13 protein-coding genes are annotated in these 13,197 nt (G+C 55.5%); 2 read left to right on the forward strand and 11 right to left on the reverse strand.

Annotated elements, in window-relative coordinates; genetic code table 11:
• Positions 1–128: 128 nt before the first annotated feature.
• The 6 genes from tnpB to HMPREF2924_RS01780 form a co-directional block, all read right to left on the reverse strand.
• Positions 129–464: an IS66 family insertion sequence element accessory protein TnpB gene (tnpB, locus tag HMPREF2924_RS36280; protein WP_010562499.1), complete on the reverse strand. Its 336-nt coding sequence runs from the start codon at positions 462–464 to the stop codon at positions 129–131.
• Positions 461–778: an IS66-like element accessory protein TnpA gene (locus HMPREF2924_RS36865; RefSeq protein WP_010562498.1), complete on the reverse strand. Its 318-nt coding sequence runs from the start codon at positions 776–778 to the stop codon at positions 461–463. Before HMPREF2924_RS36865 ends, tnpB begins: the two co-directional genes overlap by 4 nt.
• 59 nt (positions 779–837) lie before the next feature.
• Positions 838–1,332 (reverse strand): inositol monophosphatase family protein, encoded by a 495-nt coding sequence (locus HMPREF2924_RS33770; protein WP_017340928.1) that lies wholly within the window; start codon positions 1,330–1,332, stop codon positions 838–840.
• A complete protein-coding gene (locus tag HMPREF2924_RS01770) occupies positions 1,332–1,634 on the reverse strand; it encodes a hypothetical protein (protein WP_003298444.1) in 303 nt (100 codons plus the stop codon). The genes HMPREF2924_RS33770 and HMPREF2924_RS01770 overlap by 1 nt, the downstream gene beginning before the upstream one ends.
• Positions 1,635–1,724: 90 nt before the next feature.
• Positions 1,725–3,125: a DEAD/DEAH box helicase gene (locus HMPREF2924_RS01775; RefSeq protein WP_003127305.1), complete on the reverse strand. Its 1,401-nt coding sequence runs from the start codon at positions 3,123–3,125 to the stop codon at positions 1,725–1,727.
• Complete coding sequence (locus tag HMPREF2924_RS01780) at positions 3,122–3,700, reverse strand: hypothetical protein (protein ID WP_003127304.1); 579 nt, start codon at positions 3,698–3,700, stop codon at positions 3,122–3,124. The genes HMPREF2924_RS01775 and HMPREF2924_RS01780 overlap by 4 nt, the downstream gene beginning before the upstream one ends.
• A gap of 104 nt (positions 3,701–3,804) precedes the next feature.
• Between HMPREF2924_RS01780 and HMPREF2924_RS01785 the strand changes: the two genes are divergently transcribed.
• Positions 3,805–4,026, forward strand: a complete 222-nt coding sequence (locus HMPREF2924_RS01785; protein WP_010562496.1) for a helix-turn-helix domain-containing protein — start codon at positions 3,805–3,807, stop codon at positions 4,024–4,026.
• Between the two features lie 132 nt (positions 4,027–4,158).
• On the opposite strand, the gene HMPREF2924_RS33775 is transcribed toward HMPREF2924_RS01785, so the two are convergent.
• Genes HMPREF2924_RS33775 through hrpB form a run of 5 tightly spaced genes read right to left on the reverse strand, consistent with a single transcriptional unit; the run spans position 4,159 to position 12,595 of the window.
• Positions 4,159–4,587, reverse strand: a complete 429-nt coding sequence (locus tag HMPREF2924_RS33775; protein ID WP_010562495.1) for a hypothetical protein — start codon at positions 4,585–4,587, stop codon at positions 4,159–4,161.
• 2 nt (positions 4,588–4,589) lie between these two features.
• Positions 4,590–6,638: a hypothetical protein gene (locus tag HMPREF2924_RS01790; RefSeq protein ID WP_003132545.1), complete on the reverse strand. Its 2,049-nt coding sequence runs from the start codon at positions 6,636–6,638 to the stop codon at positions 4,590–4,592.
• Complete coding sequence (locus tag HMPREF2924_RS33780) at positions 6,635–8,563, reverse strand: hypothetical protein (protein WP_003132543.1); 1,929 nt, start codon at positions 8,561–8,563, stop codon at positions 6,635–6,637. Before HMPREF2924_RS33780 ends, HMPREF2924_RS01790 begins: the two co-directional genes overlap by 4 nt.
• On the reverse strand, positions 8,560–10,026 hold the full coding sequence (locus HMPREF2924_RS01795; protein ID WP_003132541.1) for a site-specific integrase: 1,467 nt from the start codon (positions 10,024–10,026) through the stop codon (positions 8,560–8,562). The genes HMPREF2924_RS33780 and HMPREF2924_RS01795 overlap by 4 nt, the downstream gene beginning before the upstream one ends.
• Positions 10,027–10,081: 55 nt before the next feature.
• Positions 10,082–12,595 carry an ATP-dependent helicase HrpB gene (hrpB, locus tag HMPREF2924_RS01800; RefSeq protein WP_003132539.1) on the reverse strand — a complete coding sequence of 838 codons (2,514 nt, stop codon included), beginning with the start codon at positions 12,593–12,595 and terminating at the stop codon, positions 10,082–10,084.
• Between the two features lie 141 nt (positions 12,596–12,736).
• Here hrpB and HMPREF2924_RS01805 point away from each other — a divergent pair, with 141 nt between their 5' ends.
• Positions 12,737–13,153, forward strand: coding sequence for a hypothetical protein (locus HMPREF2924_RS01805; protein ID WP_003093116.1), 417 nt, complete (start codon positions 12,737–12,739; stop codon positions 13,151–13,153).
• Positions 13,154–13,197 lie beyond the last annotated feature (44 nt).

Consider the following 13,197-nt stretch of genomic DNA (forward strand, 5'->3'; position numbering starts at 1 on the left):
GAACCTGGAGCGCATCCCCGACGAAACCACCAGGTGTCAGTTGGTCGAGATTGGGCGAGGAAGTCATGCCGCTGATTGTGCCAGAGCAGGCGATCAGCGCAGATAAAGCGATGGGCTAATGGCCGGCGCTACAGCACTGTGATCGCACCGGCTGCACCAACCCGCTGCCAAGGTAAACCGAGCACCAAAGCCTGAAGCTGCTCGGTGTCGAGTTCAACTTCCGAGCCGCGGTGGATGCCTGGCCAGTGAAACTTGCCCTGGTTCAATCGCCGCGCGGCCAGCCAGATCCCTACACCGTCATGCACCAACACTTTCATGCGGTTGGCGCGGCGGTTGGCGAACAGATAAGCACAGTGCGGCTTCGCCGCACCGAATACCTCCACTACACGGGCCAATGCGGTCTCGGTGCCGGCGCGCATGTCCATCGGCTCAGTGGCAAGCCAGATGCTATCGATGCGGATCACGGGGCAAGCCCCCGGACAAAGCGGGCGCAGCCGTCAGGATCGGACACTGGCCATTTCACTGTGACTGACTGCTCGCCAAGCGATAGCTCAATAATCACCGATGCTGCAGTCGGCCGTTTGGGCGTAGCCCTCAATGGAACGAACGCCGGCAACGCCGCGGGTAGCTGATCTCGGTAAAGCGGTAGCCATTTTCGAATGACGTTGGCGTTGATGCCATGGCGGATGGCAACGCTGGAGACGGTCGCACCCGGTTGTAGGCATTCCTGAACGACCTGGACCTTGAACGGTTCGGGGTAAGAGCTTCGTTGGCGCATGGAAATCCTAACGTTAAGGACGAACGCGTCCGCTTAAAAATACGCGGACACCATCGCCCTTAATGCTGGAGTTCGGAAGGTGACTTGGCTGGACGCTTACCCAAGATCGCAGATTGCAGGTCATTATTCACGGGACGACCATTACGCAGTAAAGCCGGTGCACCCTCAGCCCATGCTATGCAGTCAGGACCACTAGGCGTGACGGGGGCGTAAACCACGCCCAGCACTGGCGTTGCGTTATGCAGCAATCCGATAGAAATGGCAGAGCCCGGCCGACGATTGAGGAAGTCGCCTGTTCCATCATTGGGGTCAACAACCCAACTAAATGGGTGGCCTGATAGCTCGCAGCCCGTTTCTTCTCCGACAAAATCGCAATTAAGGATGTGCTTCAGTCGCTGTCGCAGAAGTACCTCGATTTCAACATCGACGTCTGCCTTAAAGCCACTGCCCCTTGGGCCGTCTGGTCTATTAAGCTCTGACTCAATAAGTAGGCCTGCTTCGTAAGCAAGCTGCATGACGGGTTCAAGAAGATCGCTCAGCCGCAGTCCTGTCATCAGCTCTTTTCCCAGTAGTTACCCTTGCTGACCAAGCCAAAATCCTCAGAGGAAAATGGCTGCTCATCATCGAACATGCCATTGACCATACACTCCCGACGCAATCCACTCAGCACCCTGAAAAAGCAGGGCTCGCAGAGATGCACCCGATAGTGCTTTCCGTCATGCTGTGATCCATATCCCCATTGGGCTTCAAGCTTGCCGTATTGAAGGCCATAGCCAGGGATACGAGTTCCAGAGCGGCACACGTCGCAGATCACATCCTCAACGACATCGACCAATGCCTGCGACCTAACCTCCATACGCACCTCACGATTACGTTCCACGCGGCACCGGCCGGTTATGGATTCATGCACACCGGCATCATTCGAGCAGCCTCGACTGGCTGAGCATCAGAAACAAGCCAGTAGCTGCTGCCGGTAATGCTGGGAAAAGCTGACCTGGTAAGCGGGCTCATTTGCAAAGCCACCCAGCGAAATGATGTTCGTAGCCTGCGACCCAATACCAGGTTCTGCGCCACCTAACCCAGCATCGCCGATACCCTTGACATGGCCCGAAGCACCCATCGGTTCAGGCCTTGAGTCTGGATTAAATCCAGGCATCTGCACATCTCTCAAAACGGCCAGGTCATCCGGCAAGTCATCTGCAATTCGCTCCGCAAAGCCCTGAAGCTTCGGTTCTGCCAGCATGAATAGCCAAGCCTGGTCATCCGATTCACCTGTGCGTCGCAGTACCCGTCCCAGCACTTGCCGGTAATGCAGTTCGGTGCGGATACGGCTGAGATAGCAGCACACTTGCAGGCGTGGAATGTCGGTGCCTTCGCTGATCATTCCTACGGCGACAATCCAGCGGCAGGTGTTGCTGCGGAATGCATTGATCACTTGCTGCGCATCCGGGGTTTTGTTGGTCACGATACGGCACTCTTCACCCATTGTTTCCAGAGCCTGGGCTATTTGCTGAGCGTGTTCGATGTCGGTAGCCACCACCAAGCCGGCGGCATCAGGCTTGATCTGGCGTAGCTCGTTGAGCTTGCTGTAGCCAAGGTCGAGGATTGGATTGATCACGTCGTCATGGCGCAGCAGTTCCTCATAGGTGACAGGTGACTCCCCCAAAAGCTTGGCGATGCTGGGAAACAGCCTGACGGAGCTATCCGCGCCAAGTTCTTCAGTGAGTTTCACCTTCTGATTATCGAGCAACACAATGCGAGGGGATCGGCACACGCCGTCGGCAATGGCGTCTTTCAAGCCATAGCGGTAATCGCAGATCAAATGCCCTTCGGGCGACGAATAGCGAGCCAAGGCAATGGCCTTGTCGTCCGAACGCCAGGGCGTGCCAGACAGGGCCAACGTGAAGACAGCGCGATCCTGTATCCGGTGCAGTATCTGCTGCCCCCAGGCATTGCTGAGGAGCGGATCGTGGCCGGCGCAATGGTGGATTTCATCGAAGACCACAAGCACCCGGTAGTCATCAAGAAGCTGCCAGAATCCCTCATCACGGTATTCCATGGCCTGATAGGTATAGGCCGCCCCCACGGCACCCATCTGGCCATCGAGACGTCTGCCTAGCACTTCCGAAAAAGTCGAACGAAAACCCTCCACGACCTGGCAGGACGGCGCAAAGCACAGCACCAGGTCAATTCTGTCCTGCTGAAGCAGTCGGCTGGTCAGCTCCGCGGCCATGCGCGTCTTCCCGGCTCCCGGCGTTGCCTGGCAGAAGAAGTGCTGCGTGACGGTAAGGTGCTCCAACGCCTTGGTGATGCAGCTGTTCTGCCAGCTGCGTAGCGATCTGCTCATCGTGGCGCTGCGAGCGTTTTGAGGGTCTTTTCTATGGCGCGTAAATGGCCCAGAAGGCGAGAACTGCGATCCCTGGCCTCCAGGTAATCGCCTTCAACCTTGTCGCGCAAATGCGGCATCTCGTCCAGAAGCAGCTTGAATCGCTCTGCCTCGCCCATTGAAGTGAGAAAGTCCAAGCGGATTTCCTTGTGGAGCGCCTCCAACTGCAAATCCGTATTGGCCGGCAAAGCCTCCACGTCGCGTACCGCCGTGTCTGGTTCGGGCACTCCGGCAGCCATAAGGCTGCTCTCAAAACCGTTGTCGATCAGTTCCAGTTGTAGGTGTGCCGGAATCGGCTGCAGGTGGTAGACCTGTCCTCGGACACGACGGTCCTCGTCCAGTGCAACCCAGCCCGCGCGCACTAGTCGACGGATCTGCTCATACACATAGCGTCGCACATCGGCGATACGGAAATGTGTGCCATTCAGGCGAGCAGCATAGGCATCGCGCAGTTCACGGGTCGTAAAGGTTGTACGCCCTGGCTCCTGAAGCAGCTCATACAGACGCCTGTCGAAGATAAACGAGGCCGATTTCATTGAGGCACCAGAAGAGTTAGCGCGAAAGAAATGCGGATTATAATCCGTGGCCTGTGCGTCCGCAAACGCACGATAGTGCCGCCTCAAGTTGAATTGAGACGGTCATGGATAAGTTGGCGAAAGCGTTAGGGGAACGCATCCGAGTGCAGAGGAAGGCCTGCCGGATTTCCCAGGATGCACTGGCGCTGGCGTGCAATATCGACCGCAGCTACGTAGGGCGGATCGAACGTGGCGAGGTCAACATCACCGTCGAGAAGCTGTATCGCATCGCAAGCGTGCTTGCATGCGATCCATGCGGCCTACTGCCTCAGGCGTCAGAGCTTTAGCCCACCTGATCGACGCTGGCGCTCAAGAAGGCTTGAAATTGCATTAATGCTGTCGGCCCTAACCTCATTATCCAGACTACTAGCTAGAACATTCCCCGACGCTTGTGATGCTGTCGAGGAGGCGTAAATCTATCAATGATGTAGCCGAACCCGGCGTGACTTGTTCTGACGCTCAGCTAGTTCCAGTTCTCTCACGCGCGCCCATAGCTGGAGGTTCTGTGTAAGCGCTCGATCACGCTGCGAACTGACCATCGCCAGCTCTTTTTCTAAAAACAAAACTTTATCTGCTAAACGTTTAATGCTTTTACCACTTGATGAGCCGCAGCCCTTGTCAGCCTCAGCACGACAAGCCTCGATCTTTGCGAGTAATGGCAAATGTGTTTTGCGAGACTTTTTCAGATAACCACGGTCAAATCCAGCCTCATGACTGACGATGCTCGCGGTAAGTTTGGATAGGTCTAGCCCTACATGCTCGGGCATAAAAGGCTTCCCATCGAGAAGGCGCTGCAAAGCTTCCTGACAGGCACCAACCCCCTTGCTTATTCCTTCACCAGACTTCATGACTAAAGCTCCACAGTGTCGATCAGGCGAGTCTTGAAAACCATTAGGCGCTCAATATCGCCCTTCACAATTTGATATTCGCCTGAGTCTTCTGCGTAGTTTGACAACTCGTTTTTCGCATCCTCAATGGCCGCACTTAACCTGGAGGGCTTGATAATCGCACCCTCGCAGGACAAACATTCAGTATAGTCACCGAGCATGAAGGAATCGCAGCGGCCCACCTTGGTGCAACCACCGAGTAGCGTTGGCCGATAGCTAATTGCACCGTTCTTCACCCGAAGCTCTGTATCGGCACGAATATCTTCAATCTTTATCTCGCCAGCTTCAACACGTTCTTTCTGCCTCTGCATGTATGAACCGGTGCCACCAAACAGCGGTTCTTCTTTGAACAGCAGATCTGCAATCAACTGATTGGCCACCGACATCGGCATGGCCATCTGGAACTCGAAAGCAAAGTGGTTATATGGTAGCACGAAGTCTATTTTCTTCTCGTCATAGTAGCCAAAAATGGTGCGCAAGTTATCAAAGCCATTCGCATAATAGCGCGCCATCTGAATGGTCATATGCTTGAACTGCGCTCGCAGAGTCGGTAACGAGAGAAAGCCGCTACTGCTTCCATAGAAGGCCAACGAACGTCGGAATTGATGGCTAGTCAGCGGCCAGGGCTGGCCTACTGCAAAATCTGGCTCATTGTAAAAGTCACGAGAAGGGTCGCTCTGAGCCAACTCTTGTAAATCCTCTGATTGAATCGATAAGGATTTCAAAGCACTGCCCATCGTTGCTCTCAATGTAAAGTCTGTTACACCAACTTCTGCACAATTCTTCGTTTTACACAGGACGGACGGATTGATGAATAGCGGACAACGATCATCCAGTTCAATCCTATAGAGCCGGGCTAAACCACGACAAATCGCCTGGCCAACCTCGACCGCCTTGACGACTTCGCCTGCCGCGAACCATGCGCTTTCTTTCTTGTAACCGCTAAACTTCGTGGTAGTCGATAATATGTGTACTGATTGCGGTTGATCGCGCATAAAACCTTGATCATCAACCACTGAACATCTCACGACTTGATCAGATAAGCAGTTATAAGACATACGCATCACCTCTTGATCACGCATGCCGGTATATAGGTGTATCACCATTCTCACCACATACTGCATCTTGAGAAGGACTCGCTGCAGCTTTCTCTTTTCGGAACAGGCAAACTCACCGACAAAAACCGCAGCCAGACCATATTCCTCTATTGCTTGCTGAATACCGGGGCGATAGCGCGACTTACCACCAACCCCCAAAGATTTTTGACGGTGCGGAGTAAGACCGAAATACTCATCAGCAAAGCACGATATAAATGAATCAATATTCCCAACACCCAAGTAAAGATGATCGAGCAGGTCGCCACAAATATTTATTAAATTCAAATAAAGGCGTGTCGGAATTACCGGATGCTGTTTAGAATCAGGTCTTCTCAAATCAAAAACTCTTGGATTCAGCACAACATACCCTAGGCGTTCCTCGCCCACACTAATCAATCCGTGCAATATCCCACTAAGAACCGTCTTGTCAAAATTACTTTCACTAACAAAAGCCGCTAGATAAACAGGCACGGTAAAAAGCTGCTGCAAGGACAGCACACCAACCATTGACTTCTTTTTCTGCGCATAGCAGAACTTCATAGCGATGCGCAGCACAACCCAATATGAAATAATCGTAGATGCACTCAGCTTACCAATCCGCCCACCGCCAGCGAAATAAATAAGACAATACAGAAGATATTTGGCTTCTTCGATCAGCGCTTGCTGATCATGACCATAATCACCGAACACCATATCGAAGCGTATTCGGCCAATTTTTTTTGCACTCAGCCTGTACGGGTTAAAGTCCCATACAGACTCGCCGTACACTGCCGTTGCATTGCCATACTCAGTGCGACAGATAACAAAATCCGACGCGGGCTTCCCATACAGCTGAGCCGCACTATCTGGCTGGCTGGTGACTGGAAACTGGCCGCTAGAAAAAAGACTACCTATCGACTGAACAGCAGCACTCAAAATACGATCCCCATTTTTTCATAGCGACCCAACCGGACTTCCCAAAACTTAGTTAACTCGCCGTATTCAAACACCTTAGCTTTAACCTTTTCGACTGTCTGTTTCACCGAGCTAGAGCGCTCACTAAGAGCATCGACTATAAACTCGATCCGGATAGATAACTCTTTGAAAAGTGCCTCAGTATGCGCTGCATCGGGGGCCGATTTACGCACGGCATTGACCACGTATTGCAAACTCAGAATTTTATGCAGATCCTCCTCATCGCCGTGACATAAATAGTTTTCGCAGTACAAACAACCATATTGGGTGCGGCAGTTCGGCTCTATAATCAATCCCACATCAGTGGCAGACGTCGGCTTATTGAAATCCTCGCAGTGACCCGCCGCTATTGCGACACTACTTGCTACAGCCTTGCGGCTTCGCTCACGCACAACATGAGCAGCGTGGCGTATTGCATCCCAAAACAGGCTGAACTCGGATTGCTGCTGTTCAGGTGTTGCCTCTGCATAGGTAGAAAGATTCACCGCTTCGGTGTGATTGAGGGATGCCGCTACCGTGGACGGCGACAAACGTGCAGAGTGCATTTCAGTGCTTTTGTGCTTGCGTATTTTACGAGTTGAAAGTCTTGGTACAGTCGGATCAAGAAAGACCCCGCTAATAAACTCATAAAATTTTTCTAAGGAGCTTGTCACGTTAAGATCACCAAAGCTTTTGCAAGTTCTAAGCTGACCAGACGTAGGCATTGCAAAGAATAGTCGCTCATGTCTCGCACCATCCAAAATCCACGCACGCAGCTTTAAATACTCTTTCAGCAGCGACAAACCCGAGCCCCGCCCAATGTTGTAAAGCGTTGACTTTCCGCCAGCCCGAAATTTCACAGCCGACAACTCTTTCTTGAGAGGGGACTTTTCAACTTTGAGTGCGTCTTCGTAACTAAACTGCTCAAATTCAGCCGGAGTGGCACCTGTAATCATAAAAAAAAGGATAGCATAGGCTTTCGCCGCAAGACTCGCTAGATTAAGACGATGCCAGTTGCGCCCATCTTCATTAGCCGCATCCAAAGATGCCTGGGAGCTTCTTAGTTCGCGCGCGACATTATAATTTCTCGGCTTTTTTCGGCCAAGCCTCTCGAAGGCCGCGAAGTATTCTTCGGCCGTAGCAATTCGCCGCTCAGCTGAGTTATATGAAGGAGCAGCATCCTTAAATGGGCTGCTCGCGCCTCGGTTGGACGGAAATATAACAACTTCATAATCTCTAACTCCAACCACGAGCGGGTAAGGTTTTTTATTCAAGATAAAATCACTGCACTGCTGGGCAATGGCAAAGCAAACATCTCTATACAACTCGACATGAGCAGCGCCTGCTGTTGCAGAACCTCTATCTGGAACAATCCTTACTGCACCAGCAAGAATATGGACACTATTATCTGGATAAAGTAATTTGATCAGGCTGGATGCTCTAGTTTGGTAGCTTGACGCGGTCCGGGGCTTCAGCTTTTTATCGGATATTTTTTGATTTAGATGCGCTGTATAATCTCGATATGCCTTTTGAGCATCCACGCTACTGGAAAATATTTCTCGGTAACCCTCAGCGTTCAACCAATCAATAAAATATTCGGTATGGAAGAAATTTGCCAAGACTGACTTATCACGCAGACCGACAAAAGACTCCAAAACTCTCACAATCAGCTCACGACGACTTTCAACGAACGACTCAATCACCAATGGCGTCCCGCGATCATCATGAACACTTTTATTCTTACCACGAATGAGATATGCAAAACTACCAATATCTAACGGCTTCTTTTTAACCTTAACGGTCAGCTGCAATCGCAAACGCTCAGGTTCGGAAAACTCCTGAACCAACTCATTTAGCGTAATAATTTTTGTATTTTCGCGATGCTCTAACAGCTGCCGACTACTCATTCTTGGACCGTCAATTTCATGACTTCGTAGTTACCGTTAAACAATTTCTTCTCCCACACCTCTTGGGCGATGACTTTTTCGTGAGTCATATTGAATAACTTTAGATAGTTTTCAGTTGTTTCCCTAGACTCGTGATGCATACGTTTTTGAATAAAATCAATATCCTCCCCTAATTTCAAAACGCCTTCTTGAACCAACGGTTGCAGGCGCTGGTAGAGTTGATAGGCAAAAGTCGCTCGCAGCCAGTGATATGTAAAATCTTTTGGAAATTGGCTAGAAGCTGTACTCTGCAATTTTCGCTTTATTGTTTCCGTCACCTGCCCTGTCTGTGGCGACCTAACAATTGCGTAACGCGGATCATTTGAAGCCATGTAATAACAATTGCCTTGATCGGAGAGAAACAAATACATATCGTCCTCTTCTATCAACAGACCGGGATGACTGACTTCTAATTGAGCACGAAATTTTTCCCGCCGTCTCCTCATCATCGGACTACGTGCAAGCGTGACCAATTCTTCAGCAAGTTGCTTTGGAACATACAGAACTTGAGTTTTGTCAAATTTCGTATCAATGCCTGTGCGCGGGCCGGCATGCAATTTATAGGCACATTCCGGCACTAGTTTGTCTTCTGTAAATCCTTTCAAATGCTTCAAGCGTATGGTCAAAACACTTTGCTTACGAGCTCCAGTCATCAGAGACGTGAGAAGAATCAACCGCTCAATCGTTGACCATTTCTTTTCATTAATGGCCTCCAAAAGCGCGCCTAACTCAAGATTGGAGAGAGGTCGAAGATCCTCGCCATCTTCACGCACGAATCCCAAAGGAACGGAGCTACTAGGCGGCGTACGCCGCGTTTGGCTGCGCTTTTCAGCATCGATGATTTTCGCGCCTTTTGGGCTCTGCACGATAAGCCGCACTTGCTTGATCGTATCAACACGCTTTAGATCGAGGTAATGCCAATGCTCGGAAACGTACTTATAAAAGTGATAGACCGCAGCGGTATATTGATTGATGACCTGATTACTGCGACGGCCTTCTTTAATCAGGTGATAGAAGTACTTGTAAGTCGGGCGAAGCGAAGGACGGGCACCGGAAAAGTCGAGCCAATCCAGATTGTTATCCTCACAGAATAGGAGGTAATCCAACAGTTTACTGGCACGACGCCTAACATCATCAGTGCGTCGACTTGCAGGAGCCCTATCACGCATGAGACTCAGCAAGTAGTCGTTCGCTTCGTGCCAAGGGTTGCCATTAGCACTAAACAAAAATGGGAAATTGAACAGGGCACGGTCATTCCCTGAACCGACTTCATCGCATTTATAAAGCAGATTGGATTCAGCCCCCTCAAGCGCTGACTCAATAGAGCCGCGAGGCGCTTCACTGACATGCAGGATAGCGAAGGCATCCTGCAAATTCGGGATGAGAATCAGACGACCTTCGTGACGCGGATTGGTGTAGGACATTCGCCCCCCCTGATGAATCAGTCAATCCTATATGTTATGCGTCAGTTTACAATCGCTACCTGTCAATCTTTTTGTTGTTAAGCGATTCAACCCAAGGGTCTAACTTATGGAATAGCTTCGGATAGCGTCCCTTCAGGTCCTTCCTGACTTCCGCATAGGTGCTGCGCCAGAAGTTCGCCAGGTCCTGGGTCACCTGCACCGGGCGATGCGCGGGTGACAGCAGGTGCAGCTTCACTGCCAGGCGGCCCTGGGCGATGCGCGGAGTGTCGCCGAGGCCGAACAGTTCCTGCAGGCGCACCGCGAGGATCGGCGGGGTTTCGCTGTAGTCCAGGCGGATGCGCGAGCCGGAGGGGACTTCCAGGGTTTTCGGTGCCCACTCGTCGAGACGCTGCGGTAATGGCCAGGGCAGCAGCCCGGCGAGGATCGAAGCCAGGTCGAGGTTGGCGAAGTGAGCCAGGCGGGTGACCTTGCCGAGATAGGCCGGCAACCATTCCTCCAACCGTTCCAGCAACGCGGCGTCGCTGACGTCCGGCCACTCGCTCTCGCCCTTGTCTTCCAGGTCCAGCCGGCGCAGCAAGCCGATGCGCGCCTGCCACTGGCGCAGTTCCGGGGTCCAGGGCAACAACTCCAGGCCCTTGCGCCGGACCAGGCCGAGCAGCGCCTGGCTGCGCGCCGCTTCGTCGAGGCCGGGTAGCGCCTCGCTGGACAGCACCAGTTCGCCGACCCGGCGCTGGCGCTCGGCGCGCAGCACGCCTTCGCGCTCGTCCCACTGCAGCTCGTCGCGCTGGCTGACCTGCTCCGCCAGGACCGTATCGAACAACCTCGGATCGAGTTCGGCGGCCAGGTAGATCCGCTCTTCGCGCTGGCCCTGGCGGCTGCCCAGATCGGCGATCACCAGCCAGGGCTGCTTCATCAGGCTGTCCGGTTCGCCGAACTGCGCAGCGCGCCCATTGGCCAGCCGGTAGTCGCCGCCGCCGGCGCGGCGCTGGCGAGCGATGCGGTCGGGATAGGCGAAGGCCAGCAGACAGCCCAGCCAGCGAGGATGGCCGGGATCGACGACCGCTTCGCTGGCGGCGCCGCGCAGGTAACCGCGGAACTGCCGGGCCAGTTGCCGGGCGCGCTGTACCGCGCCGCGCGAGGCGCCAGCGCGGGCCTCGCCGGCGAGCAGGGCGAGACGGCTGTGCAGGTCGGCGCCGCCGCCACGCTGTATGTCACGTTCGCCGAGCAGCGCCGCTACGTCGCAAGCCAGTTCGCCAAGGCCGAGGGCCTGGCCGCGCAGCAGCAGGTGGGCAATGCGCGGATGGGTCGGCAATGCGGCCATCGCCTGGCCATGGGCACTCAACGCGCCGCTGGCGTTCAGCGCCCCCAGCCGCCCGAGCAGCTCGCGGGCCTGGGCGTAGGCCGCCGCGGGCGGCGCGTCGAGCCAGGCCAGCTCCTCCGGCGCCACGCCCCAGCGCGCCAGTTGCAGGGCCAGCCCGGCCAGATCGGCCTGGAGGATTTCCGCCGTGCCGTAGGCAGGCAACTGCTCATGCTGGCTCTCCGACCACAAGCGGTAGCATACGCCCGGCTCCAGGCGCCCTGCGCGGCCGGCACGCTGGGTAGCGGAGGCGCGGGAGATGCGCTGGGTCTCCAGGCGGGTCATGCCACTGCCCGGATCGAAGCGCGGCACCCGCGCCAGGCCGGCGTCGATCACCACCCGCACGCCGTCGATGGTCAGGCTGGTCTCGGCGATATTGGTCGCCAGCACCACCTTGCGCGTGCCCCGCGACGCCGGCTCGATGGCGGCGCGCTGGGCGGCGAGGTCGAGTTCGCCATGCAGCGGGCAGAGCAGCACCTCGGGGCGTCCGTCAAGGGCTTCGCGCAAGCCTTCGTGAACGCGGCGGATCTCGGCCTGGCCGGGAAGAAAGACCAGCACGCTGCCGCTTTCCTCCGCCAGCGCCTGGAGCACCGCCTGCTGCACCCGCGGCTCGATGAACTCGCCGGGTTGCGCCGGCCGTCCCCAGCGGATATCCACCGGGAACATGCGGCCCTCGCTGCGCACCACCGGCGCTTCGCCGAGCAGCGCCGCAAGACGCTCGCCCTCCAGGGTCGCCGACATCACCAGCACTTTCAGCGGCGGCTCGTCGCGCAACAGTTCGCGGCCATTGAGAGTCAGCGCCAGGGCCAGGTCGGCATCCAGGCTGCGCTCGTGGAATTCGTCGAAGATCACCAGGCCGACACCGTCCAGCGCCGGGTCGTCTTGCAGGCGACGGGCAAGGATACCCTCGGTGACCACTTCGATGCGGGTCTTCGGGCCGACCTTGCTCTCCAGGCGGATCCGGTAGCCGACGGTCTCGCCGACCTTTTCGCCCAGCTCGGCGGCCAGCCGCTCGGCCGCGGCCCGCGCCGCCAGGCGTCGCGGTTCGAGCATGAGGATGCGTTGGCCGGCGAGCCAGGGCTCGTCGAGCAGGGCCAGCGGCACCCGGGTGGTCTTGCCGGCACCCGGCGGGGCTTCCAGGACGGCCTGGTGTTGTGCGCCAAGGGCCTGGCGCAGGGCGGGAACAACGGCGTCGATGGGTAGGGAAATCATGCTGGCTCCGGACTGACCGACGAAGTATACCGGCGAACCGGCAGGCGCTTTCGACGGTCTTATCGTCATCGTCGCGGCAGAAGATTGCCGAACGCTGGTCGATTGCTATAGTTCGCCGTCATGTTCACCCGGAGGTCATACATGCGCCTTGCCACCCGCGTTTCCTGTGCCGTTCTCAGTGCAGCCCTGCTGAGCCAGTTGTCGGCCTGCGGTACGCTGTTCTACCCCGAGCGACGGGGCCAGATCGACGGTCGCATCGATCCGGCCATCGTCGCCTTCGACGCCATCGGCCTGCTGTTCTATATCATCCCCGGCCTGATCGCCTTCGGCGTCGACTTCGCCACCGGCGCCATCTACCTGCCCGACGCCAAGTACTCGGTCGCCCCGGAAGTGCTCAAGGATGCCGTCGGCGCGGACGGCAAGGTCGACAACCGCAAGCTCAAGGCCATCCTCGAACGCGAGATCGGCCGTGAACTGCCGCTCGACGACCCGCGCCTGATCCGCCACAGCGGCAGCGTCGAGCAACTGGCGGCCTATGGCCTGAAGCCGGCCGCCTGATCCGCCCTCCGAGCGCGACCGTGCGTCAGTGCCCGGTCGCCGCC

The sequence above is a fragment of the Pseudomonas sp. HMSC063H08 genome, assembly GCF_001813645.1.
GTDB classification, from domain to species: domain Bacteria; phylum Pseudomonadota; class Gammaproteobacteria; order Pseudomonadales; family Pseudomonadaceae; genus Pseudomonas; species Pseudomonas aeruginosa.

Bases quoted from the DNA above. Each gene is read 5' to 3' on its own strand.
- HMPREF2924_RS33780 (WP_003132543.1), bottom strand. From the start codon at position 8,563: ATGAGTAGTCGGCAGCTGTTAGAGCATCGCGAAAATACAAAAATTATT.
- HMPREF2924_RS01795 (WP_003132541.1), bottom strand. From the start codon at position 10,026: ATGTCCTACACCAATCCGCGTCACGAAGGTCGTCTGATTCTCATCCCG.
- HMPREF2924_RS01770 (WP_003298444.1), bottom strand. From the start codon at position 1,634: ATGGAGGTTAGGTCGCAGGCATTGGTCGATGTCGTTGAGGATGTGATC.
- HMPREF2924_RS33770 (WP_017340928.1), bottom strand. From the start codon at position 1,332: ATGACAGGACTGCGGCTGAGCGATCTTCTTGAACCCGTCATGCAGCTT.
- HMPREF2924_RS36865 (WP_010562498.1), bottom strand. From the start codon at position 778: ATGCGCCAACGAAGCTCTTACCCCGAACCGTTCAAGGTCCAGGTCGTT.
- HMPREF2924_RS01785 (WP_010562496.1), top strand. From the start codon at position 3,805: ATGGATAAGTTGGCGAAAGCGTTAGGGGAACGCATCCGAGTGCAGAGG.
- HMPREF2924_RS33775 (WP_010562495.1), bottom strand. From the start codon at position 4,587: ATGAAGTCTGGTGAAGGAATAAGCAAGGGGGTTGGTGCCTGTCAGGAA.
- hrpB (WP_003132539.1), bottom strand. From the start codon at position 12,595: ATGATTTCCCTACCCATCGACGCCGTTGTTCCCGCCCTGCGCCAGGCC.
- HMPREF2924_RS01780 (WP_003127304.1), bottom strand. From the start codon at position 3,700: ATGAAATCGGCCTCGTTTATCTTCGACAGGCGTCTGTATGAGCTGCTT.
- HMPREF2924_RS01805 (WP_003093116.1), top strand. From the start codon at position 12,737: ATGCGCCTTGCCACCCGCGTTTCCTGTGCCGTTCTCAGTGCAGCCCTG.
- HMPREF2924_RS01775 (WP_003127305.1), bottom strand. From the start codon at position 3,125: ATGAGCAGATCGCTACGCAGCTGGCAGAACAGCTGCATCACCAAGGCG.